18 protein-coding genes and 2 pseudogenes are annotated in these 20,561 nt (G+C 68.8%); 5 read left to right on the top strand and 15 right to left on the bottom strand.

Features of this window, described 5'->3' with window-relative positions; genetic code table 11:
- Window positions 1-66 precede the first annotated feature (66 nt).
- Entirely contained in the window at window positions 67-1,860 is a 1,794-nt protein-coding gene (locus tag IT882_RS14950; protein WP_195692500.1) for a glycoside hydrolase family 15 protein, read from the top strand.
- Window positions 1,861-1,862: 2 nt separating this feature from the next.
- Here IT882_RS14950 and IT882_RS14945 read toward each other — a convergent pair whose 3' ends face one another.
- The 5 genes and pseudogenes from IT882_RS14945 to IT882_RS14925 all read right to left on the bottom strand — a co-directional run bounded on the left by IT882_RS14945 (window position 1,863) and on the right by IT882_RS14925 (window position 6,436).
- A complete protein-coding gene (locus tag IT882_RS14945; RefSeq protein WP_195692499.1) occupies window positions 1,863-2,375 on the bottom strand; it encodes a nitroreductase/quinone reductase family protein in 513 nt (170 codons plus the stop codon).
- A gap of 84 nt (window positions 2,376-2,459) precedes the next feature.
- A complete protein-coding gene (locus IT882_RS14940) occupies window positions 2,460-3,563 on the bottom strand; it encodes an ABC transporter permease (RefSeq protein WP_195692498.1) in 1,104 nt (367 codons plus the stop codon).
- Window positions 3,560-4,443, bottom strand: a pseudogene (locus IT882_RS14935) (ABC transporter ATP-binding protein). The gene IT882_RS14940 and the pseudogene IT882_RS14935 overlap by 4 nt, the downstream one beginning before the upstream one ends.
- Before the next feature lie 104 nt (window positions 4,444-4,547).
- Complete coding sequence (locus IT882_RS14930; protein ID WP_195692497.1) at window positions 4,548-5,189, bottom strand: response regulator; 642 nt, start codon at window positions 5,187-5,189, stop codon at window positions 4,548-4,550.
- Complete coding sequence (locus tag IT882_RS14925) at window positions 5,186-6,436, bottom strand: sensor histidine kinase (RefSeq protein ID WP_418887758.1); 1,251 nt, start codon at window positions 6,434-6,436, stop codon at window positions 5,186-5,188. Before IT882_RS14925 ends, IT882_RS14930 begins: the two co-directional genes overlap by 4 nt.
- Window positions 6,437-6,621: 185 nt before the next feature.
- On the opposite strand from IT882_RS14925, the gene IT882_RS14920 reads away from it, so the two are divergent.
- Window positions 6,622-7,485, top strand: a complete 864-nt coding sequence (locus IT882_RS14920) for a UbiA family prenyltransferase (protein WP_229382172.1) — start codon at window positions 6,622-6,624, stop codon at window positions 7,483-7,485.
- On the opposite strand, the gene IT882_RS14915 is transcribed toward IT882_RS14920, so the two are convergent.
- The 4 genes from IT882_RS14915 to IT882_RS14900 are packed head-to-tail and all read right to left on the bottom strand — an operon-like array spanning window position 7,466 to window position 11,399.
- Window positions 7,466-8,629: an FAD-dependent oxidoreductase gene (locus tag IT882_RS14915; RefSeq protein WP_195692496.1), complete on the bottom strand. Its 1,164-nt coding sequence runs from the start codon at window positions 8,627-8,629 to the stop codon at window positions 7,466-7,468. The genes IT882_RS14920 and IT882_RS14915 overlap by 20 nt on opposite strands.
- A gap of 3 nt (window positions 8,630-8,632) precedes the next feature.
- Window positions 8,633-9,349 carry a methyltransferase domain-containing protein gene (locus IT882_RS14910; protein WP_229382171.1) on the bottom strand — a complete coding sequence of 239 codons (717 nt, stop codon included), beginning with the start codon at window positions 9,347-9,349 and terminating at the stop codon, window positions 8,633-8,635.
- Window positions 9,336-10,499 carry a type III polyketide synthase gene (locus tag IT882_RS14905; RefSeq protein WP_195692495.1) on the bottom strand — a complete coding sequence of 388 codons (1,164 nt, stop codon included), beginning with the start codon at window positions 10,497-10,499 and terminating at the stop codon, window positions 9,336-9,338. Before IT882_RS14905 ends, IT882_RS14910 begins: the two co-directional genes overlap by 14 nt.
- Window positions 10,500-10,538: 39 nt before the next feature.
- Window positions 10,539-11,399 (bottom strand): exodeoxyribonuclease III, encoded by an 861-nt coding sequence (locus IT882_RS14900; protein WP_195692494.1) that lies wholly within the window; start codon window positions 11,397-11,399, stop codon window positions 10,539-10,541.
- A 365-nt stretch (window positions 11,400-11,764) separates the two neighbouring features.
- Between IT882_RS14900 and IT882_RS14895 the strand changes: the two genes are divergently transcribed.
- Window positions 11,765-12,181, top strand: a complete 417-nt coding sequence (locus tag IT882_RS14895) for a hypothetical protein (RefSeq protein WP_229382170.1) — start codon at window positions 11,765-11,767, stop codon at window positions 12,179-12,181.
- A gap of 111 nt (window positions 12,182-12,292) precedes the next feature.
- Here the strand turns inward: IT882_RS14895 and pntB are convergent, their stop codons facing one another.
- Both pntB and IT882_RS14885 read right to left on the bottom strand, forming a co-directional pair.
- Complete coding sequence (pntB, locus tag IT882_RS14890; RefSeq protein ID WP_195692493.1) at window positions 12,293-13,702, bottom strand: Re/Si-specific NAD(P)(+) transhydrogenase subunit beta; 1,410 nt, start codon at window positions 13,700-13,702, stop codon at window positions 12,293-12,295.
- Window positions 13,699-15,237: a Re/Si-specific NAD(P)(+) transhydrogenase subunit alpha gene (locus tag IT882_RS14885; RefSeq protein ID WP_195692492.1), complete on the bottom strand. Its 1,539-nt coding sequence runs from the start codon at window positions 15,235-15,237 to the stop codon at window positions 13,699-13,701. Before IT882_RS14885 ends, pntB begins: the two co-directional genes overlap by 4 nt.
- Before the next feature lie 192 nt (window positions 15,238-15,429).
- Between IT882_RS14885 and pyrE the strand changes: the two genes are divergently transcribed.
- Window positions 15,430-16,023 carry an orotate phosphoribosyltransferase gene (pyrE, locus tag IT882_RS14880; protein ID WP_195692491.1) on the top strand — a complete coding sequence of 198 codons (594 nt, stop codon included), beginning with the start codon at window positions 15,430-15,432 and terminating at the stop codon, window positions 16,021-16,023.
- A 128-nt stretch (window positions 16,024-16,151) separates the two neighbouring features.
- Here pyrE and IT882_RS14875 read toward each other — a convergent pair whose 3' ends face one another.
- Both IT882_RS14875 and IT882_RS14870 read right to left on the bottom strand, forming a co-directional pair.
- A complete protein-coding gene (locus IT882_RS14875; protein ID WP_195692490.1) occupies window positions 16,152-16,724 on the bottom strand; it encodes a YdeI/OmpD-associated family protein in 573 nt (190 codons plus the stop codon).
- Window positions 16,724-17,532 (bottom strand): annotated as a pseudogene (locus IT882_RS14870) (HAD-IIA family hydrolase). Before IT882_RS14870 ends, IT882_RS14875 begins: the two are co-directional and overlap by 1 nt.
- Window positions 17,533-17,574: 42 nt before the next feature.
- Between IT882_RS14870 and IT882_RS14865 the strand changes: the two are divergent.
- Window positions 17,575-18,522, top strand: a complete 948-nt coding sequence (locus tag IT882_RS14865) for an SDR family NAD(P)-dependent oxidoreductase (protein ID WP_195692489.1) — start codon at window positions 17,575-17,577, stop codon at window positions 18,520-18,522.
- A 31-nt stretch (window positions 18,523-18,553) separates the two neighbouring features.
- On the opposite strand, the gene IT882_RS14860 is transcribed toward IT882_RS14865, so the two are convergent.
- Both IT882_RS14860 and IT882_RS14855 read right to left on the bottom strand, forming a co-directional pair.
- Window positions 18,554-19,189: a metal-dependent transcriptional regulator gene (locus IT882_RS14860; protein ID WP_195692488.1), complete on the bottom strand. Its 636-nt coding sequence runs from the start codon at window positions 19,187-19,189 to the stop codon at window positions 18,554-18,556.
- Between the two features lie 35 nt (window positions 19,190-19,224).
- Window positions 19,225-20,538 (bottom strand): Nramp family divalent metal transporter, encoded by a 1,314-nt coding sequence (locus tag IT882_RS14855; RefSeq protein ID WP_195692487.1) that lies wholly within the window; start codon window positions 20,536-20,538, stop codon window positions 19,225-19,227.
- Window positions 20,539-20,561 lie beyond the last annotated feature (23 nt).

Genomic DNA, 20,561 nt, shown 5'->3' with positions numbered 1-20,561 from the left:
GCGCGGATGAGGCAGGTGACGGGGGCCCGTGCGGCGAATCGCCTGCTCGACTGTCAGAATCGGGACATGGCTGCGCCCATTGAGGATTATGCGATCTTGAGTAACTGCCGCACGGCGGCGCTCGTTACCACCGACGGGAGTATCGACTGGCTGTGCCTGCCGCGCTACGACTCGCCGTCGATCTTCGGAGCGCTCTTGGGCGATGAGAACCACGGGCACTGGAGCCTGCGCGCGTCCGACCCCGAGGCCAGCGTCTCTCGCCGGTACGACGGCGACACCTTCATCCTCGTCACCCGGTGGGAAACGGCTACCGGCGTCGCCGAGGTGCATGAGTTCATGCCCATCGACGGCGGAAGCGTCGAGCTGGTGCGCCGGGTCATCGGCGTCAGCGGAGAGGTCGAGTTCACGAGCGAACTGCGCTTGCGACTGGACTATGCGCGGTCGCTGCCCTGGGTTCGCCAGGTGGGCAGCCACGTCACTCCGGCGCTCCTGGCGATCGCCGGGCCCGATGCGATCCTGGTGCGCGGGGTCGAGATGAATGCCACCGACCATGCACACCGCGGGACCTTCACGGTCCGTGAGGGCGCCGGCGTCGACCTCAACCTGACGTGGTTCCCCTCGCATCTCGACACGCCCGAACCGGTCGATGTCGATCGGATGCTGGAGCACACCCGCGTGTGGTGGCAGGACTGGGCGGGGCGCGTCGACCACGACGGCCCCTTCGAGGGCGAGGTGGTTCGCTCGCTCCTGGTCCTGCGTGCGCTCACTCACGAAGACACCGGCGGAATCGTGGCGGCGGCGACCACCTCGCTTCCCGAAGACTTCGGGGGCGAGCGCAACTGGGACTACCGCTACGTGTGGCTCCGTGACGCAGCCCTCACGATCGAAGCTCTCATCTCGCACGGCTTCCTGCGGGTGACAGCCCGATGGCGCCAGTGGCTGCTTCGCGCCATCGCCGGCGACCCGAAGGACCTGCAGATCATGTACGGCCTCGCCGGCGAGCGTGACCTTCTCGAGCGCGAGCTCACCTCCCTCCCCGGGTATGAGGGTGCCTCGCCGGTCCGGATCGGCAATGGAGCCTCCAGCCAATACCAGGGCGATGTCATCGGCGAGGTGATGGTCGCCCTCGAGGCGGCGCGTGTGGCCGGCGTCGAAGAGACCGACTTCTCGTGGGCGTTGCAGCGGGCGTTGCTCGCCTTCGCCGAACGGCACTTCCACAAGCCCGACAACGGCATCTGGGAGATCCGTGGCGAGCCGCAGATGTTCACCCATTCGCGGGCGATGATCTGGGCCGCCTTCGACCGCGGCGTCCGTGCCGTGCGTGAGTACGGGCTACCCGGAAAGGCCGAGAAATGGGAGCGGCTCCGCGATCAGATCCGCGATGAAATCCAGGAGCACGGCTACGACGAGAAGCGCGGCCACTACGTCCAGCACTACGGCTCGACAGAAGTCGATGCCTCCCTGCTGCTGCTCGCGCAGGTCGGCTTTGTCGAGCACGACGATCCGCGGATGCTCGGGACCGTCGCCGAGATGGAGCGGACGCTCATGTCGAACGGCTTGTTGCACCGGTACCGGACCTCGAGCGGCGTGGATGGACTTACCGGCACCGAGCATCCGTTCCTCGCCTGCTCGTTCTGGCTTGTGGAGCAGTACGCGAACAGCGGTCGGATCGATGACGCCACCGCGCTCATGACGCGATTGTGCGGCTTTGCCAACGACGTCGGGCTCCTGTCCGAGGAGTACGACGTTCAGGGCGGCCGCCAGGCGGGTAACACCCCGCAGGCGCTCTCGCACCTCGCGCTCGTCCGCGCCGCTGACGCGCTGGCCGGTCACCACGGCCGGGCCGCCGACCGAGAATAGCGTCAGGCTGGAGCCGTGGGCTCCGGATCGATGACGCCGGCATCCCGCATCCGTACCGCGTGCTCGACGCGGAACAGTGACATGAGCCCCGCCTGATCGGCGGCGAGCGCGGTCTCACCGATCGGGACGATCTCGAGCTGATCGACGCGGTGGCGGCGACCATCGATCCGCAGCACGGCCTCGCCTGCCGCTACCGCGTTCTTGGCCCACGCGGTCTCGGGTCCGTAGACCAGCGCCACGCACCAGCCTTCCGCATCCGGGACCGGCGAGATCGGAGTCTCGTACGGGGTTCCCGAACGGCGGCCGACAGTTTCGAGCACGGCAGTTCGCTGTCCGGGGGTGCCCGCTGTCTTGAGGACGTTCGGGTTCAGGACGTCGCGCTGGAGCCTCGTGAACCGGCGGATGAAGCGCTTATCGCGTCTGCGCAGCAGCACGACGAGCGTGGCGAAGGCCGCGGTCAGCACGGCGGCGAGCACGCCGAGCGCGGTGAGGACGATTCCGGTGGCGCGTGTCATGAGGACTCCATCGGTCGGATTGTCGTGACACTCACGCTACCGGCGTCGGTCCCGCTCCGGTAGCGGAGCGGGACCACCCGGCGGTCACGGGGTCTTGAGCGCTTCGCGCCAGGACACGCGCGCGCCCATTCGCAGGATCGACCTCTCGTAGATGGTCGCGGCCAGCACGATCGCGCCGATACAGGTCGCGATCAGAATGGCCAGGGACAGGATCGGCTCCCACCACTGCGCATCCCCGAGGTACAGCCGCAGCGGCATGCCCACCGGCGCCGAGAACGGCACATACGACATCACGGTGAGGACGACGGGGTTGTCGTTGAAGAAGATCACGAGGAAGTACGGCGCCATGATGAGCATCGTCAGCGGCGCGGTCGTCGAACCGATGTCTTCCATGCGCGAGACGAGCGAGCCGGCTGCTGCGAACAGCGCGGCCAGCAGCACGAACCCGAAGAGGAAGAAGATCGCGAACCAGGCGATCGGGCCGCCCAGGCCCTGGAGCACCTCGCTCTGGCCGGTGACGATCAGACCCACCACGGCTATCGTCGCCAAGAGCAGGATCTGGGCCATCGCGAGGATGGTGTTGCCGATGATTTTGCCCGCCAGCAGGGAGCGGGCCGGCATCGCCGACAGGAGCAGCTCGACGACGCGCGTCTGCTTCTCTTCGACGACGCTTTGCGCGATCGTGCCGCCGAACAAGGACGCCGCCAGGAGGAAGACGATCCCGAAACCGAGGGAGACGAAGTACCGCAGCGCGAAGTCCACGGTCGCGGGGTCGAGGAGCTCGACCGACGGCGTCACCGACAGTCCCATCAGCAACGCGGTCGGCGGCGAGTCCTCAGCGATGATGACCAGTCCGGTCGGCGAGGACGGGTCATCGACAACCGCGGCACGGACTTCTCCGCTGCGCACGAGGGCTTCGGCGGCATCCTGGTCGGCGACCTGGGTCACCTCGATACCGGCGACCTTCTCGACCGCCGCGGATGTCGAGGAGGTGACGGCGACCTGAGTCGCAGACGGGTTGCCGGCGGAGAATCCCCCCCAGATGACGGCAGCGAGCGCGATCAGCAGGGTGATGGCGGTCGAGATCACGAAGGCTCGGCTGCGGAGCTTGGAGCCCACCTCCCGCTCGGCGACGAGCCAGACGTTCTGGAACCCCCGGGGAGCGGATGTCGGAGTGGCGGTGTTCACTGGATGACCTCCTTGAAGATCTGGGCGAGCGTCGGGCGAACGGGGGCGAAGCTGTCGATGCTGGCCTCCCGTGCCGCGCGCTGCAGCACGCGCTGGGCGGCGGCGTCATCCGCCGCATCGAACAGCGCGTTTCCGCCGTCGAACTCGACGACCGTGATGCCCGGCTCGGCGCGAAGCCAGCCCAGATCGCCCGCGCTGCGCAGGTGGTAGCGGTGCCCGGAGTGCTGTTGCCGAAGATGTTCGCTGCTGCCGGCGGCGCGGATTTCGCCCCCGGCGATGATGACGATGTCGTCGCACAGACGCTCGACCACATCGAGCTGGTGCGAGGAGAACAGCACCGACACCCCCGCCGCCGCCCGGCGGTGCAGGACATCGGCGACGACATCGACCGCGAGCGGGTCAAGGCCCGAGAAGGGTTCGTCGAGGATGAGCACGTCGGGTTCGTGTACGAGCGCCGCCGCGATCTGCGCCCGCTGCTGGTTACCCAGCGAGAGCTTCTCGACGGTGTCATCCAGGCGCTCGCCGAGTCCGAGCTGTTCGAGGAGAGCCGTCGCCCGGGCCTGAGCCTCGTTCTTGTCGAAGCCGTGCAGGCGAGCGAGGTACGTGATGTGCTCGTCGACCTTCATCTTCGGATACAGCCCACGCTCTTCGGGCATGTACCCGAAGCGGCGCCGGTCCGCCGGGGTCAGCGCCGCGCCATTGAAGGTGACCGTCCCCTCATCCTTGGCGAGCACCCCAGGACGATGCGCATCGTCGTGGTCTTCCCCGCGCCGTTTCCGCCGACAAAGCCCGTCAGGCGGCCGGGCCTGACGGTGAACGACAGATCGTTCAGAACGCGGTGCGCGCCATAACTCTTGGTCACATGCGACAGCTCGAGCATGCTGCTCCTCTCACTCGGTTCTCCCAGGTTAGGAATGATGCGGGCTTTGCCGCATCCGCCCCGGGACGGGTTCTGCGAATCCCCCTCGTGGGGGAGAGCTTCGCTCAGGCCAGGCCGTGGCGGTACGCGTAGACGACGGCAGCGACCCGGTCACGGACGCCGAGCTTGAGCAGAACATTGGAGACGTGGGTCTTCACCGTCGCCTCCCCGATGACCAGGGTCGCCGCGATCTCGGCATTGCTCATCGCCTGCGCCATGAGACGCAGGACCTCCGACTCGCGCTCGGTGAGATCTGTCACCGGCGGGGTCGGCGCCGGCGCGGTCGCCGCGAATCGAGCGATGACCCGGCGGGTCACCTCGGGAGCCAACAGCGCATCGCCGGCTGCCGCGACCCGCACCGCGGACTGGAGCTCCTCGGGCGCCGCGTTCTTGAGCAGAAAGCCGCTCGCGCCCGCCTCCAGGGCCTCAAAAAGGTAGTCATCCCGATCGAAGGTTGTCACGATGACAACGGCGCACGCGAGCGCAGGGTCGGCGACGATCTGGCGGGTTGCGGCAAGCCCTCCGATGCCGGGCATCTGCACGTCCATGCAGATCACGTCGGGCGCGAGCTCGGATGCCGCCCGCACCGCCTCCTCCCCGGTGGCAGCCTCCCCGATGACCTCCAGGTCGGGGGCGCTATCGAGAATGAGGCGGAATCCGGCGCGCATGAGCGCATGATCATCGACCAGCAGGACGCGGATGCTCATGAGCGGACCGCTTCCTGGCGGGGCACCGAGAGGCGCACCCGGAACCCCCCTTCACGGCGCGGGGAGATCTCGATCGATCCGCCCGAGGCCGCTGCTCGCTCGCGCATGCCGATCAGCCCCAGCCCGTTCTGGTACGTCAGCGCCGATCTCCCCGAATTCACGACCTCGACCTCGAGAGCGTCGGGCAGGTAGCGCACGCGAACGTCAGCTTCGGCATCCGGCCCGCCGTGACGGCGCGCGTTCGTGAGGGCCTCCTGCGCGATCCGGAACGCGTTGACCTGCACCGTGGGCGCCACCGGGGCCGGGTCGCCCACGATCGTCAGCGTCGTCGGGAGCCCGTTCTCCTGCGCGTGCGCGACCAGGGCCGCCAGCCCATCGAGTCCGACTGTCGAGGCGTCGCTCGGATCGTCGTCGACGGGGGTGCGAAGGGTCTCCAGGAGTTGACGCAGCTCGACGAGCGCGTCGCGTGCTGCCTGCTCGATGTCGACCAGCGCGCGACGGGCAGCATCCGGATCGGTGTCCCACACCGTTCGCGCCGCGCCCGCCTGCACCCCCATGGCCGAGACGTGGTGGGCGACGACGTCGTGCAGTTCCCGTGCGATGCGGACGCGGTCCAGCGCTACGGCCTGCGCCGCCGTCGTCTCGCGCTCGCGCTCGAGCTCGACGGTGCGTTCGGCGAGGATCTCGCGCTGTCGACGCGCCTCATAGGTCCGGTTGCCGAAGTAGTAGGCCCCGCCGAAGAAGGCGACGTTGACGAGGACCTGCATGAGCATGAACGCGACATAGGGCGAGAAGAGGCCAGCCCGGGAGAGGCCCTCGTCGGTGGGGGCGGTGGCGTCGATGAACATGGTCACGAGCAGCCACGCGAACATCCCGACGATGATCACCGTGCGCACGATGAAGGCCCGGCGCCGATCATCGACCCACGCTCCGACCGTATAGAAGGCGATGAACACGGCGACGTTACCCACGTAGAGCTCGGGGATACGCGCCATCATGCCGAGGAAGAACGCGACCGACACGGCGACCGCGACCGTGCCGGGCAGCCGTCTGCGCCACGCCAGCGGGGCTGTCAGCCCGAACGCGTAGAGGAGTGCGACCCGCAGGTCGATCTCGGTCTGGCTGTAGATGCCGGCCACGGCGCCGAGGGCGGTGCTCAGCACAGCCGTGACGAACATGGCGGCCGCCAGCCAGATATCGCCCCGGACCGGAACCCACCACGGGGCGGCGCGCGTCGGATCACTCACCCACCCACGCTACGTCGCCCCCACGCCCCGCCACATCCGTCTCACGGGGAGTCCGTCTCGGGCCACGGTGGTCCCGATCGCAGGATCAGATGCGTCGGCTAGGGGTGCTGGAGGCAGCCAGGCTGGTTTGATCCTGCGTTCGGTCCGCCGTGGAGTGGCAGGAGTGGCCGCGTACTGTGAGACACGTGGCAGACGGGACGACCCGGGTGGGAACGACATCCCTCGCGACGCGAGCGCGCGCGCTGGTGGCGTGCTCGCATCCGGGGCCGACGGCCGTCGTCACGATCCTTGCCGGGCTGCTCGCGGTCGCCGCCGGCATCGGCGCAGACCGCGTGGCTCTGACGGCAGCGGCCGTGCTGCTGGGGCAGCTGTCGGTCGGCTGGTCCAACGACGCCATTGATGCCCGACGCGACATCGCGACCGGGCGCCGCGACAAGCCGATCGCGGCGGGCTCGATCTCGCGGGTCGCCGTGGGCACCGCGGCCGGTGTCTCGCTCGCGCTCGCCCTGGTCCTCTCCGCTGTCATCGGCTGGCAGTTCTGCCTTGCGCACGGCGTTGCCCTCGCCTCGGCGTGGGCCTACAACGCGTGGCTGAAGTCGTCACCGGCGTCGGTGGTCCCGTTCGCCATCAGCTTCGGCATCCTGCCCTCGCTCGCGACCCTGGCAGCCCCCGTGCCCGTCGTGGCGCCGTGGTGGCAGAGCGTCGCCGGCGCGCTGCTGGGCATCGCGGTTCACCTCACCAACGTGCTTCCCGATCTGGAAGACGACGAAGCAACGGGCGTGCGCGGCCTTGGCCACCGACTGGGTGCCACGCCGAGCGCGATCGTGGCATTTGTGGCCGTCATCGCGGGGACCGTCGTCGTCGTCATCGGCTCGGCAGGGACGACGCCGGTCGTCGTGGCGCTCGTCGCATCGGTGAGCGTCCTGGCGTGCGCCGCCGCGGGACTGGTGCGAGCGCTGCGCCGACCCGACCGCGTCGTCTTCCGGCTGGTCATGGCGGCGGGCCTGATCCTTGCCGCGCAGCTGGTCGTCACCGCGTTTGCGGCGTGAGGTCGGGTGCTCCGGCGTCGGGATCGAACCCCATTCCGTAGGCCCGTGCGAGAACCCGCGCGGGTGCGAGCCGGATGCCTGCTTCCCGCGTCGCGGCACCGAGACGGCCGTGCCCGCGTCCGGCGAGCGTGTTGATCGCCGCTATACGGGCCGCGACGCGAGCGGCAGCTCGTCGCCGACGCTCCCACGCGGCAAGTTCGGCAGGCGGCTCCCCGGCCCGGTCCCACGCGGCGAGCAGCGGCGCGAGTGTCGCGGCGTCGATGAGCCCCAGATTCAGTCCCTGACCGCCGATGGGGCTCACCTCGTGTGCGGCGTCGCCGATCGCGAGGACCCGGCCGCGATGCATCCGACGAACGACGAAGCGGCCCACGCCGAAGCTCGTCGCCGTCGTGATCGCGTCGCCCGGTGAACCGGCTCGGCGGGCGAGGGCGTCGCGCAGGTCAGCGGCGTCATCCGTCTGGCTCTCGGCGGTCGCCGGGCGACGCCAGGCCACGTACCTCCGAAGCCCGCCCGGGAGCGGAAACGACTCGAGCACGCCGTCAGGATGCAGATGGACGATGGCCCGCGGCCCTTCGTCGGTGTCGTCGCGGACATCGGCCATGACGTAGCCGTCGGGGTAGGCGTGGCGCTCGCCGTCGCGGGTGAGACGGCTGATCTCGCGCGAGCGTGAGCCCGCGGCGATCACGACGACATCTGCCTCAATGTCTCCCCGGTCGGTGACCACGCGACACGACGATCCGGTGTCAACCACGTCGATCACGCGGATCCCGCGCTCTGGAGATGCCGCGCCGTGAGAGCTGGCGGTTGCCGCGATCGCGGCCTCGGTCGCGGCCTGCGGAAGGGTAGCCACGAACGGGAAGGATGCGAGGGAGCCGGTGTGTACCGCATCGAACCGGATCGTCGTCGCCGTCTTCCCGCCGACTCTCGCCTCCCCCTCTCGCACCCGCAGGCACGCGGCGAGGATGCGATCGGTGACCCCGGAGGCAGACATCGCCGAGAGGGCGGCGGAATGGATGCCGATGGCACGCGATCCGGCACCGGGCGCCTCCCGAGATTCGAGCGTGGCATGTTCCACGCCGAGACGGGCGAGCTCGCCACCCAGGAGTGCGCCCACGGGGCCGGCGCCGACAATCACGACACGCATGGGTCAGGCCCTGGCGGTGGTGAGGGACTGACGAGTGGCGAGAACGCGGAACGGGGCAGGCGCCGTCACCGTCCATCCCGGCGGAACCTCGTGCTGGAGCTCGGCGACGGTGTAGGAGCGGCGGATCGAGCGGAGTCCGTCGGTGAAGAGGAAGGTCCCGGGTGTGACCGGCAGGATTCCGACGCCGTAGAGACTCCACGCCGTCCTGCTCCGCGCGATGTCGTTGTGCAGCACGAGCTCTGCTCCTAGCGCATCGGTGTGCGCGAACAGCTCGTGTAGCTGGTCGCGGGTGAGGTGGTGAAGGACGTGGTTGGAGACGACGACATCGAACGTTTCGCCCGCCTCGACGAGGTCAGCGGCGTACGCGCCGCGGAAGGACACGCCGGGCTCTGACGGACGCGACGTCGCGATAGACAGGCACCGGGGATCGGGGTCGATTCCGCACACCTCCACCGCGAAGCCGTCTGCGCGGGCGCGTCGCGCGAGGGTCAGGCTGACATCGCCGCCACCGCAGCCCACGTCCAGGATCCGGGTGGGTCGTGCGCGCGGATCATTCGCCCGCGCGCGCAGGTAGGGACGCAAGCGCGATCGGTAGATCGTGCCCCACCCCGACACTGCCCTGTTGACCAGGCCGAACCGGCGCACCGTGCGCAGCAGCGTCCGCTCGTCGCAGTGCGGATCATCCATCAGTTCGCGAAGATCCTCCTCACGAACGCGCACTGTGCTCCGCTCTCTCGATCGCGCTGGGCACTGACGCGTCGGGCTGGCGCGCGGCGATGACCGCTGTTGCGCTCTCGACGGCCAGCCCGGGACCGAACGCTGTGACGAGCACCCGCTCGCCGATTGCCGCCGTGGGGTCGCCGAGCAGATCGGCCAGGATGAACAGCACCGTGGCCGACGACATGTTGCCGTAGTCGCGCAGGATCGACCGCGAGCGGTGCAGGGCTGACTCATCGAGCTCCATCGCCTGCTCGAACTTGTCCAGGATGCTGCGCCCGCCCGGGTGGACCACCCACTGATCGATGGCGCCCACGCGATCGATCACGGGCGCGAGCGCTGCACGCACCTCTCGCCCGACGATGCGGGGGACGTTGCCGGTGAGGGTCATCTCGAAGCCGTGATCGCCGATGATCCAGGCCATGTCCTTCTCGCCATCCGTCGTCAGGGCCGTGGCGAAGCCCGTCAGCTCCAGAGATCGGGACGGCGCTGGTCCTCCGCCGGGTCCCGGGGTCCGGGCGGTCACGATTGCCGCCGCGGCACCGTCGGCGAAGACAGCGGATGCGACGATCTGATCGGGGTCCGGCGATGACCTCATGTGGATCGAGCACACCTCGGTGCACGACACCAAGACCGTCGCGGTGGGGTCGCTGAGGCAGATCCGCCAGGCCGAACGCAGTGCGGGGATCGCTGCAGCGCATCCCATGAAACCGATGTGCTCGCGCTCGACGGTCGGGTCGAGCCCGAGGTCTCGGACGAGGCGGTACTCGGGTCCGGGGGCATAGAAGCCGGTGCAGCTGGCGGTGACCACGTGGGTGATCTCGCCCGGTTGCACCCCGGCGTTGTGCAGGGCGCGACGCGCTGCGGTCTCGGACAGCTTCGGCGCGTCGCGCGCATAGAGCTCGTTGCGGGTGGCCGTCCCCGGAGCGCGGATGACACGGCTCTCCGGATCCAGGAAGGTCCCGCCGCCACCGGCGAAGTCTTCGATGACCGTGTGGCGCCGCTCAATCGCCGAGTTGTCGTATGCGGCACGGATGAGTCGGGCTGTGAGCGGCGCGAGATCCGGCTCCGCGAGGAAGAGGTCGCGTACCTGGCTCTGCGCAAGCGCACACTCGGGTACCGCGGTCCCGATGCCGATGAGCTGGACTGCCATGCACTCACCCTAGGCGCCGGGTACAGCTCTGGGCCTGCCTCAGCCGAAGATCATCGGGCGGTCGTCGTCATCCTCGGGAGCGTCGGGAACCAGCCGGGCGCGGTCCAGGTCAACGACAACCGGCACGTGATCGCTCGGGGCCTCGCCTTTGCGCTCGTTGCGGTGGATCGCGGCATCCGTCACGGCATCCGCGAGAGCGCGGGAGCCGAGGACGAAGTCGATCCGCAGCCCCTCATTGCGCGGGAACCGCAGCTGCTTGTAATCCCAGTACGTGAAGCCTGACGGAACGAGGGGCCGCACGACATCGCTCAGGCCCGCCTGCTCGAGGGCTGCAAACGCTTCGCGCTCGGGCGGGGAGACGTGCGTCGAGACCCCTTCGACGATCGTGGGGTCGCCGTTGTCGGCATCCGTCGGGGCGATGTTGAAGTCGCCGACCAGGGCGAGCGGCAGGTCGGGGGTTTCTGCGAGGGTTTGGGCCGTGTACTCACGCAGCGCCTTGAGCCAGTGGAGCTTGTAGACGTAGTGGGGGTCATCGAGGCCGCGACCATTGGGAACGTAGAGACTCCAGACGCGCACCCCGTCGATCGTCGCACCGATCGCGCGGGCCTCCTGCGGAGCATCCGGGCCCTCGTGTCCTTTCGCGAACCCGGGCATCCCGGGGAAGGCTGTCTCGACCTCCGTCGGTCGCGAGCGGGACGCGATCGCGACACCGTTCCACTGCGAGAACCCGTGTGCCTCGACGTGGAAGCCGGCCTGTTCGAACTGCTCGAAGGGGAACTGTTCGACTTTGCATTTGATCTCTTGCATCGCCAGGACGTCGATGTCTTCACGGACCGCGAAGTCGACGATCCGGTCGACCCGGGCGCGGACGGAGTTCACGTTCCAGGTGGCAAGGCGCATGAAACCCAGCCTAGAGTCGCCAGCCGACGTGCCTTGCTGCCCCTGGTGGCAGTGCCTCACGCGAGGGGGCGCAACACGCCGTGTGCGGCGGTGAGGATGCGGCGTGTTGCGACCCCTCGGCGACGAGCGCAGGGTGCTGACCGGCCGGCCGGTGTGTGCGGTCGGGTGCGGGGCTAACTCAGCAATCCCGCGGGGATAGCCGGGCTCGAGCGGCCCGGGAGATTGCTCCGGAGGCCGAGTTTGCGGAGTTAGCTTCACCGCGACGCGGACAGTGCGGCCGAATCGACCCGGACGCCGGCACCGCGGCGGAATTGACCCGGCGCCGCCCAGAGCCCGGATGCACATCGCGGCGTAGCGTGCGTCGCATGGTGGGCTCACGGTGGGTTGGGGTGTCGTTGCAGGTCGTGGCCTGGTTCAATCTGGCTTCTGCAGTGGTGGGCATGGCCGGTCTCACCCTCGGATTCATGCCCATTCCGACGGAGTGGATCGAGGGGTCCGTCTTCACGTCGTACGTCTGGCCTGGCGTCATCCTCGGGGTCGTCGTCGGCGGATCGCAGGCCCTCGCCCTGGCCGCACAGTATGGCCGGTACCGTCTGGCCGCGGGCCTGCACGCCGCGGCGGGCCCGATCATGATGATCTGGATCTTCGTGGAGATTGCCATCATGCTCGTCTGGTCGCCGCTCCACGGCATCTACTTCGCCACCGGTCTGGTGCAGACCACACTCGCGGTACTCGCGCTCGGCGCCTGGCCGCATCCGTTCTTGACTCGCAACTCGCGCTGACTTCGCTGCCAAGCTCACGCGCGCGAGGGGTCGTAACACGCCGTGCGCGGCCGCGACGATGCGGCGTGTTGCGACCCCTCGGCAAAGAGTTCGCGAAAGCGGATGCTGCGCCTAGAGCTCGCGGAGGATCTGCTCGACCTTGTCCTTGGCGTCGCCGAAGAGCATCTGGGCGTTGTCGCGGAAGAACAGGGGGTTCTGCACGCCGGCATACCCTGACGCCATCGATCGCTTGAAGACGATCACGTTGTCGGCCTCCCAGACCCGCAGCACCGGCATCCCGGCGATGGGGCTTCCCGGGTCTTCGGCCGCCGCGGGGTTGACGGTGTCGTTCGCGCCGATGACAAGGACGACAGCAGTGTCGGCGAAGTCGTCGTTGATCTCATCCATCTCGAACACGATGTCGTAGGGCACCTTGGCTTCTGCCAGCAACACGTTCATGTGCCCGGGGAGGCGCCCGGCGACCGGGTGGATGCCGAACCTGACGTCCACACCGCGTTCGCGCAGCTTCGCGGTCAGTTCGGCGACGGGGTACTGGGCCTGGGCGACCGCCATGCCGTACCCCGGCGTGATGATGACCCGGTCGGCGTCGGCGAGGAGCTCCGCCGCGCCGGTCACGTCGATCTCGCGGTGTTCGCCGGCCTCGTCATCCGTCTGCCGCGGCGCTTCGATACCGAAGCCTCCCGCGATCACCGAGATGAACGAGCGGTTCATGGCGCGGCACATGATGTACGACAGGTAGGCGCCCGAAGACCCGACGAGTGCGCCGGTGACGATGAGCAAGTCGTTGCTGAGGATGAAGCCCGCCGCCGCAGCAGCCCAGCCCGAGTAGCTGTTGAGCATCGAGACGACGACAGGCATATCGCCGCCACCGATGGAGGCCACGAGGTGCCAGCCGAGCAGGAGCGCGAGGACTGTCACGACGATCAGCAGCCACAGGTCGGGGGTGATGACGTACCAGACGGTGAGCCCGACGAACGCGACCAGCGCGCCGAGATTGAGGGCGTTCTTACCCGGCAGCATGAGCGGCTTGGATGAGATCCGGGCCGAGAGCTTGAGGAACGCGACGATCGATCCCGTGAACGTCACGGCGCCGATGAAGACCCCGATGAACACCTCGGCGTGATGGATGCCGAGGAGCGCCTCATCCATATGACCGGGATCGAGGGCGCCGTTCCATCCGACGATGACCGCGGCGAGTCCGACGAAGCTGTGCAGCAGGGCGATGAGTTCGGGCATCCCCGTCATCTCGACGACCCGCGCCCGCCAGAGGCCGATCGAGCCGCCGACGAGAACGGCGATGACCAGCAGCGTGAGTCCGATCGTGGCCTGAGGCTGCCCCCACAGCTGCTCGACGGTGAGCCAGATCGTCGCGGCGATCGCGATGACCATGCCGCCGATGCCAAAGAGCACACCGCGGCGGGCGGTCTCGTGCTTGCTGAGCCCGTGCAGGCTCAGGATGAACAGCAGCGCGGCGACGAGGTAGGCCGCGGTGGCCACGGATGCGGCGATCGACGCGCTCATCGGTCAGTACCTTTCGAGAACATCGCGAGCATTCTCCGGGTCACGGCGAAGCCTCCGAAGATGTTGATGCTGGCCAGCAGGACGGCGATCGCCGCGAGGATCTGGACGACCAGCACGCCCGATGCCAACTGGAGCATCGCGCCGACCACGATGATGCCCGAGATGGCATTTGTGACGCTCATGAGGGGCGTGTGAAGAGCGTGGTGGACCTTTCCGATCACGAAGAAGCCGATGATGATCGACAACACCAGAACGGTGAAGTGCTGGGGGATCGGCGGTGGTGCCGTTGCGGTGACCGCGAACAGCAGCAGCGCCGCGGCCCCGAGCAGTACCGGTGTGCGCCACGCGGGCGCCATCTTGGGTTCGGGCTTCGCCGGGGGCTCGGCAGCCACCGGCTTCGGCGCTGCCGAAACCTGCACCGGAGGCGGGGGCCAGGTCGACTCACCATCACGGACGACGGTGACGCCGCGCTGCACGATGTCGTCGAAGTCGATCGCCAGCTGCCCGTCCTTGCCGGGGGTCAGCAGAGCGATGAGGTTGTAGACGTTCGTGGAGTACAGCTGCGATGACTGGGCGGGGAGCCTGCCCGCGAGATCCGTGTAGCCGAGGATCGTGACGCCGTTCTCGGTCACGACGCGCTCGCCGGCCACCGACCCCTCGACATTGCCGCCCTGTACTGCCGCCATGTCGACGATGACGCTGCCCGGTTTCATCTGGGCGACGTCGGATGCCGTGATCAGCCGCGGTGCGGCCCGACCCGGGATGAGCGCGGTGGTGATGATGATGTCGACGTCCGCTGCCTGCTCGGTGTAGATCTCGGCGGCGCGGCGGTCATAGGCCTCGCTGGTTGCCTTCGCGTAGCCGTCGGAGGACTCCATGACCTCGTCGACCTCGACGGGGAGGTACTCGCCGCCGACCGACGTGACCTGATCGGCGACCTCGGGTCGCGGGTCGGTGGCGCGGACGATCGCGCCGAGGCTCGCGGCTGTACCGATCGCGGCCAGTCCCGCCACGCCCGCGCCGGCGACCAGCACCTTCGCCGGCGGGACCTTTCCCGCGGCGGTCACCTGCCCCGTGAAGAATCGGCCGAACTCGTGCGCGGCTTCGACGACAGCCCGGTAGCCCGAGATGTTCGCCATCGAGCTGAGCACGTCCATCGACTGCGCCCGAGATATACGCGGCACGGCATCCAGCGAGAGTGCCGTGATGCCGCGCGTCGCGAGGGACTCCCGGATCTCGGGTCGGAACGCCGGGGCCAGCATCCCGATCACCGTCGCCCCGTCGCGCAGCAGAGCCACGTCCTCCGCCCCCGGCGCGGTCACGGTCGCGACGATGTCCGCTCCCCACGCGCCAGCGCGATCGGTGACCTCGGCGCCGGCATCCACGTACGCAGCATCGGGGAACGCGGATGCCGCGCCCGCGCCCGCCTCGACCGCGACCTCGTACCCGAGGGCGAGCAGCCGGACGACGGTGGGCGGGGTGAGGGCGATGCGGGTTTCGCCGCCTCGCTCCGCGACGATGCCGATGCGGGTCATGTGCGCACTCCCTTGCTTCCTGCGTGCGGGTTCCGCGAACGGGCCGACTCTATCGGCGGGCCCGACGCAGCTTCGGGACCATCGTCCTCGGCGATGAGGTGAGGTCCGAGCTACACCAATCTAGGAGCCGTCGCCATACGTCGCCGGCATATGTCTCGGAAACATCGGCCGTTCTTTCCTTAGACTCGGGTCGTGACCGCTTCCTCCACGCCCGAACTCGAAGCCGACCGCCAAGCCCTCATCGCCTTGATCGGCGCGGAAGCGGTCTTCCACGGGGACTTCACGCTCTCCAGCGGCAAGAAGGCCTCGTACTACGTCGACATGCGCAAGCTCACGCTCGATCACCGGGCAGCACCCGCGATCGGGCGGATCATGCTCGACCTCGTGCGCACGGGCCTCGGGACGGATGCCGACACCGTCGTCGCGGTCGGTGGCCTCACCCTCGGCGCCGACCCGATCGCGAACGCCGTCATGCACGCGTCGGTCGGGACGGAGCATCCGCTCGACGCGTTCGTCGTCCGCAAGGAGCCCAAGGACCACGGTCGCGGCCGCCAGGTCGAGGGGGCGGACGTCGTCGGCAAGCGCGTCGTCGTGCTCGAGGACACCTCGACGACGGGTCAGTCGGCGCTCAAGGCTGTCGAGGCGCTGCGCCGCGAGGGCGCCGAGCCGGTAGCTGTCGCGGTGATCGTCGATCGCAAGACCGGCGCTCAGCAGGCGATCGAGGATGCGGGACTGACCTGGCTCGCCGCGATCGACCTCGACGATCTGGGACTGCAGCCCCAGTAACCCACCGAGTCGGCGTCAGTCGTCGTCCCGTCCTCCGCGGCTGCGCCACCACTGCCACACGGCCACAACGAGCGCGCCGCTGATGATGACCAGTGAGGTCCAGAGCAGCAGCGACTGTTCGACCTCGTTCACGGTCGTCTCCCTTCCGCGGCGCCTGCGACGATCTTCGCGATCCGTGCCGCGCGGGTCTCGGGACGCTTGGCAAGCGCGATCTGCTGCAGTCCGTACTTGCGGGCAGACAGCGAAAACCCGTCCCAGTTCGCGCGCGCGGTCGGGTTGGCATCCAGGGCCGCGATCAGGTCCGGAGGGTCGATTCCCGCCTCGGCCCCGTCGAGCACCGACCACGAACCGTTCGCCTTGGCGAGCGCGATCGCCCGGATGCCGGCCTCGGCCAGGAGCCCCTCAGCCTCGAGGATCGCGACGCGGGCCTTGTTCGTCGCGGCCCATCCGCTGGCGGGCCTGCGCGGCGTGAACCAGAGCCCGCCGCGCACCTCGTCGAAGGAGCGCGCAGGCCCGTCGATCCAGCCGAAGCACAGCGCCTGGCGGATGGCATCCTCGTACTCGACGACCTGCAGGCCCGACCCCGGGCGTGCCCGCACGAGCCACGCACCCTTTGAGGTCGCGTGGTTGTCTTCGAGCCAGGCGCGCCAGGTTGCGGCATCCGGGACTTCGATGCGCTCGCCGTCGTCGACGAATCCCATCAGAGGTTCTCCGGGAACTCCGACTCCCGCGGCTCGGCGGGCAGCAAATCGGCGATCGAGGTCAGGATCTCGTCGGGTCGGAAGGGGTAGCGCTCGATCTCGGCCGGGTCGCTGATCCCGGTCAGGACGAGCACCGTGTGAAGGCCCGCTTCGATGCCCGCAACGATGTCGGTGTCCATCCGGTCGCCGATCATCCCGGTGGACTCGGAGTGCGCGCCGATGCGGTTCAGTGCTGAGCGGAACATCATCGGGTTCGGCTTGCCGACGACGTACGGCTCTTTGCCGGTGGCTTTCGTGATGAGGGCCGTGATGGCCCCGGTTGCAGGAAGGACTCCCTCCGCGGAGGGGCCGGTCGCGTCGGGGTTCGTCGCGATGAATCTCGCGCCGCCGGCGATCGCGCGGATGGCCTTTGTGATGGCCTCGAACGAGTAGTTGCGCGTCTCGCCGACCACGACGTAGTCGGGATCGTTCTCGGTCATGATGAAGCCGGCCTCGTGGAGGGCCGTGGTCAGGCCAGCCTCCCCGATCACGAACGCGGATGCTCCGGGGGCCTGCCCGCGCAAGAAGTCAGCGGTCGCCAGCGCCGAGGTCCAGATCGCCTCTTCGGGAACGACGAGGCCGGATGCCCGCAGCCTGGCGCTGAGGTCGCGCGGCGTGAAGATCGAGTTGTTCGTCAGCACGAGGAAGGGAACTCCCTGCTCGCGCCATCGCTCGATCACGTCCGCCGCCCCGGGACGGGGATGTTCTCGTGGACGAGCACGCCGTCCATGTCGGTGAGCCAGCATTCCACGTCTGCTCGGGTCCGCATGGCCACAGCGTATCCCGCCCCGAGAGGTCTAGTGTCGATCACGTGGCGCGTAGGCGGTGGGACCCCGAGTCGCTGCCCGACCTGTCCGGGCAGTCGTACCTCGTCACGGGCTCCAACGCCGGTCTCGGGTACTTCGCGAGCGAGCAACTGGCCCGCGCCGGAGCACATGTGATCATGTCGGGGCGCAATCCCAAGCGACTCTCCGCCGCGCGGGCGACCCTTGCCGGCCGCGTTCCGGATGCCGATATCGAATCTCTCATCATCGACACCGCCAAGCAGGGCTCGATCCGTTCGGCCGCGGCATCCTTGCGGACCCGGGGGCCGCTGGACGGCGTCCTTCTCAACGCCGGCATCGTGCACCCTCCCCGGCGTCGCGAGACGACCTCCGAGGGGGCCGAGGTCGTGGTGGCCACCAACGCGCTCGGACACTTCGCGCTTGCTGGCGAGTTGCTGGTTCCGCTGGCCCGTTCGGGTGGACGAATGGTGTGGCTCGGGAGTATGTCGATCTCGCTCACGCCCTACGATCCGGTCGACCTCCAGCTGACCGAGGAGTACTCGGGGTGGCGCGCCTACGTGCAGTCGAAGGTCGTGACAACCGCCCTCGGGCTTGAAGCCGATCGTCGCCTCCGCGAGCACGGCGTGCCCGTCGACAGTGTCGTCGTGCACCCGGGATACTCGACCAGCGGTCGTACTCCGGGCCTTCACGGGGTGAATCAACCGAGCAAGATCACCCGGTTCGTCGACAACCTGCAGACGCCTTTCACCCAGTCCAAGGAACACGGGGCGTGGCCGCTCGTGCGGGCGCTGGTCGACCCGTCGATCTCGGGAGGACAGATCTGGGGACCGCGCTACATCGTCAAGGGTGATCCGCGGCGGTCGCGCCTTCCGCGGATCGTGCGCGACCCCGAGCGCCTCGCGCGTATCTGGGAAGCCTGCGAAGCGGCAACGCGGACCCGCTGGCCGTTCGGCGCGGCATCCGTCGCCCGCTGACGGGTCGCGACTGAACCTCCCGCGCGAGGGGTCAGGCGGTCAGCCAAATGGCGTCGGGCGCTGTTGCCGGCAGCGTCACGTCGCGGCCGTCGACGTCGACGAGCTCCGGGCCGCGGACACAGATGACGGTGCCCACGTCGATGGATGCCGCATCCAGCGACTCCAGGAGTCCGGGAATGCGGTCCGAGACGCGGAGCACGCGCCCGCAGTGTCCGGGGGGAGCATCGGCGAGCACGACGAACGGCTCCCGCGATACCGCGCCCTCGACATCCGGAATCGCGTCGCCGTGGGGGTCGAACCGGGGGAATCCGAGGCGTTCGTCGATCCCGGCGAGCAGGCGGTCGCTGATGGCGTGTTCGAGAACCTCGGCCTCTTCGTGGACCTCGGCCCAGGTGTAGCCGAACTCGCGCACGAGCCAGGTCTCGATGAGGCGGTGACGACGGATGACGGCAGCGGCGCGGCGCTCGCCGGATGCCGTGAGCGAGATCGGCCCGTAGGGGCGATGCGTGACGAGCCCCTGTGCCGCGAGCTTGCGGACCATCTCGGTCACGCTCGAGGGCGCGAGCCCGAGTTCGGCGGCGAGCTGCGAGGGGGTGATCCGCTCGGTCTGCCACTCGGTGTGGTGGTAGACCGTCTTCAGGTAGTCGTCGATGGCCGGTGAGGGCATGCCGAAACCCTACCCGGGGGTACCGGCTCGCCCGATCACGCGCCAGTGAAAACGAGCCACAACAGCACGAGGTTCAGCGTGATCAGCAGCCCCGCTGACACGATGCCGAGGATGGTCGTGGCGGGGCGATTCCGGAAGGCGCCGAGCACGCCGCGGCGCGCGGTGAGCCACACGAGCGGAACGAGGGCGAACGGGATCCCGAAGGAGAGCACCACTTGGCTGAGGACCAGAGCGACGGTCGGGTCCACACCGAGCCCGAGGATCAGCAGAGCCGGAATGAGCGTGACAAGACGCCGAACCACGAGCGGTACCCGGATGCGCAGCAGGCCGCTCATGACCTCGGCACCCGCATAGGCACCCACGGCGGTCGAGGCCAGTCCGCTCGCGAGCAGGCCGACCGCGAACAGTGTCGCGATGATCGGGCCGAGCCCGTCCCGGAGCGCCGCATATGCGCCCTCGAGTGAGTCGGTGCCGGGCACCCCGGCGAGGTTCGCGGCAGCCAGCAGCAGGATGCAGAGGTTGACGGTGCCCGCGATGATCATGGCGATCGTGACATCCCAGCGCGTCGCGGTGAGAAGTCGCCGCGTCGAGACCCCGCGACCGGTCTCGAGATCGGCAGCGGCCGAGCCCGGGGTGAACGGCGGAGCCGTCGCTGTCGGGGTGAACCGGTCACGGCTGAGTGCCGAGTGCGCGTAGATCGCGTGCGGCATGACTGTCGCGCCGAGAATGGATGCTGCCAGCAGCACCGACCCGGCATCCTCGAAGCGAGGAACGAGGCCCGAGGCGATGCCCGCCGGGTCGGGCGGCGCGACGAAAACGCCGGCTGTGAAACCGACCGCGATGAGAACCACCAGCCCGATGATGACGATTTCGAACGGCCTGGCCCCGCGCCGCGACTGGATGATCAGCAGGCCGAGGGAGACGACCCCGGTGATGACCCCGCCCCACAGCAGCGGGATGCCGAACAGCAGGTTCAGTGCCACGGCACCGCCGATGATCTCGGCGACATCGGTGGCCATCGCCACGAGTTCGGCCTGAAGCCAGTACAGGCGCCGGCCCCATGTGCCGCGGATCCTGCTCCCGAGTGCCTGAGGCAGGCTCTCGCCCGTGACGACGCCGAGCTTCGCTGACAGGTACTGGATGAGCCACGCCATGACGTTGGCGACGACGACGACCCACACCAGCAGATACCCGTAGCGCGCGCCGGCTGTCATATTGCTCGCGACGTTGCCGGGGTCCAGGTACGCGACGCCTGCCACCATCGCCGGACCGAGCAGCCACACCAGCCGGGGAGCGCGCACACGCATCGACACCGCGGGAGTGGGCACGGCGGGGGGCGTCTTCGGCATACCGAAAACTCTAGCGATATTTC

Origin of the sequence: Microbacterium schleiferi (assembly GCF_015565955.1) — a bacterium.
Taxonomy (GTDB): domain Bacteria; phylum Actinomycetota; class Actinomycetes; order Actinomycetales; family Microbacteriaceae; genus Microbacterium; species Microbacterium schleiferi_A.
The sequence above is the reverse complement of the archived record's forward strand: the minus strand, read 5'-3'. Positions and strand labels throughout refer to the sequence as shown.

Excerpts from the sequence above, each read along its gene's own strand:
- IT882_RS14950 (WP_195692500.1), top strand. The coding sequence starts at position 67 with ATGGCTGCGCCCATTGAGGATTATGCGATCTTGAGTAACTGCCGCACG.
- IT882_RS14945 (WP_195692499.1), bottom strand. The coding sequence starts at position 2,375 with ATGACACGCGCCACCGGAATCGTCCTCACCGCGCTCGGCGTGCTCGCC.
- IT882_RS14930 (WP_195692497.1), bottom strand. The coding sequence starts at position 5,189 with ATGAGCATCCGCGTCCTGCTGGTCGATGATCATGCGCTCATGCGCGCC.
- IT882_RS14915 (WP_195692496.1), bottom strand. The coding sequence starts at position 8,629 with ATGCGTGTCGTGATTGTCGGCGCCGGCCCCGTGGGCGCACTCCTGGGT.
- IT882_RS14905 (WP_195692495.1), bottom strand. The coding sequence starts at position 10,499 with ATGGCAGTCCAGCTCATCGGCATCGGGACCGCGGTACCCGAGTGTGCG.
- IT882_RS14900 (WP_195692494.1), bottom strand. The coding sequence starts at position 11,399 with ATGCGCCTTGCCACCTGGAACGTGAACTCCGTCCGCGCCCGGGTCGAC.
- IT882_RS14895 (WP_229382170.1), top strand. The coding sequence starts at position 11,765 with ATGGTGGGCTCACGGTGGGTTGGGGTGTCGTTGCAGGTCGTGGCCTGG.
- pntB (WP_195692493.1), bottom strand. The coding sequence starts at position 13,702 with ATGAGCGCGTCGATCGCCGCATCCGTGGCCACCGCGGCCTACCTCGTC.
- IT882_RS14885 (WP_195692492.1), bottom strand. The coding sequence starts at position 15,237 with ATGACCCGCATCGGCATCGTCGCGGAGCGAGGCGGCGAAACCCGCATC.
- IT882_RS14875 (WP_195692490.1), bottom strand. The coding sequence starts at position 16,724 with ATGGGATTCGTCGACGACGGCGAGCGCATCGAAGTCCCGGATGCCGCA.
- IT882_RS14860 (WP_195692488.1), bottom strand. The coding sequence starts at position 19,189 with ATGCCCTCACCGGCCATCGACGACTACCTGAAGACGGTCTACCACCAC.
- IT882_RS14855 (WP_195692487.1), bottom strand. The coding sequence starts at position 20,538 with ATGCCGAAGACGCCCCCCGCCGTGCCCACTCCCGCGGTGTCGATGCGT.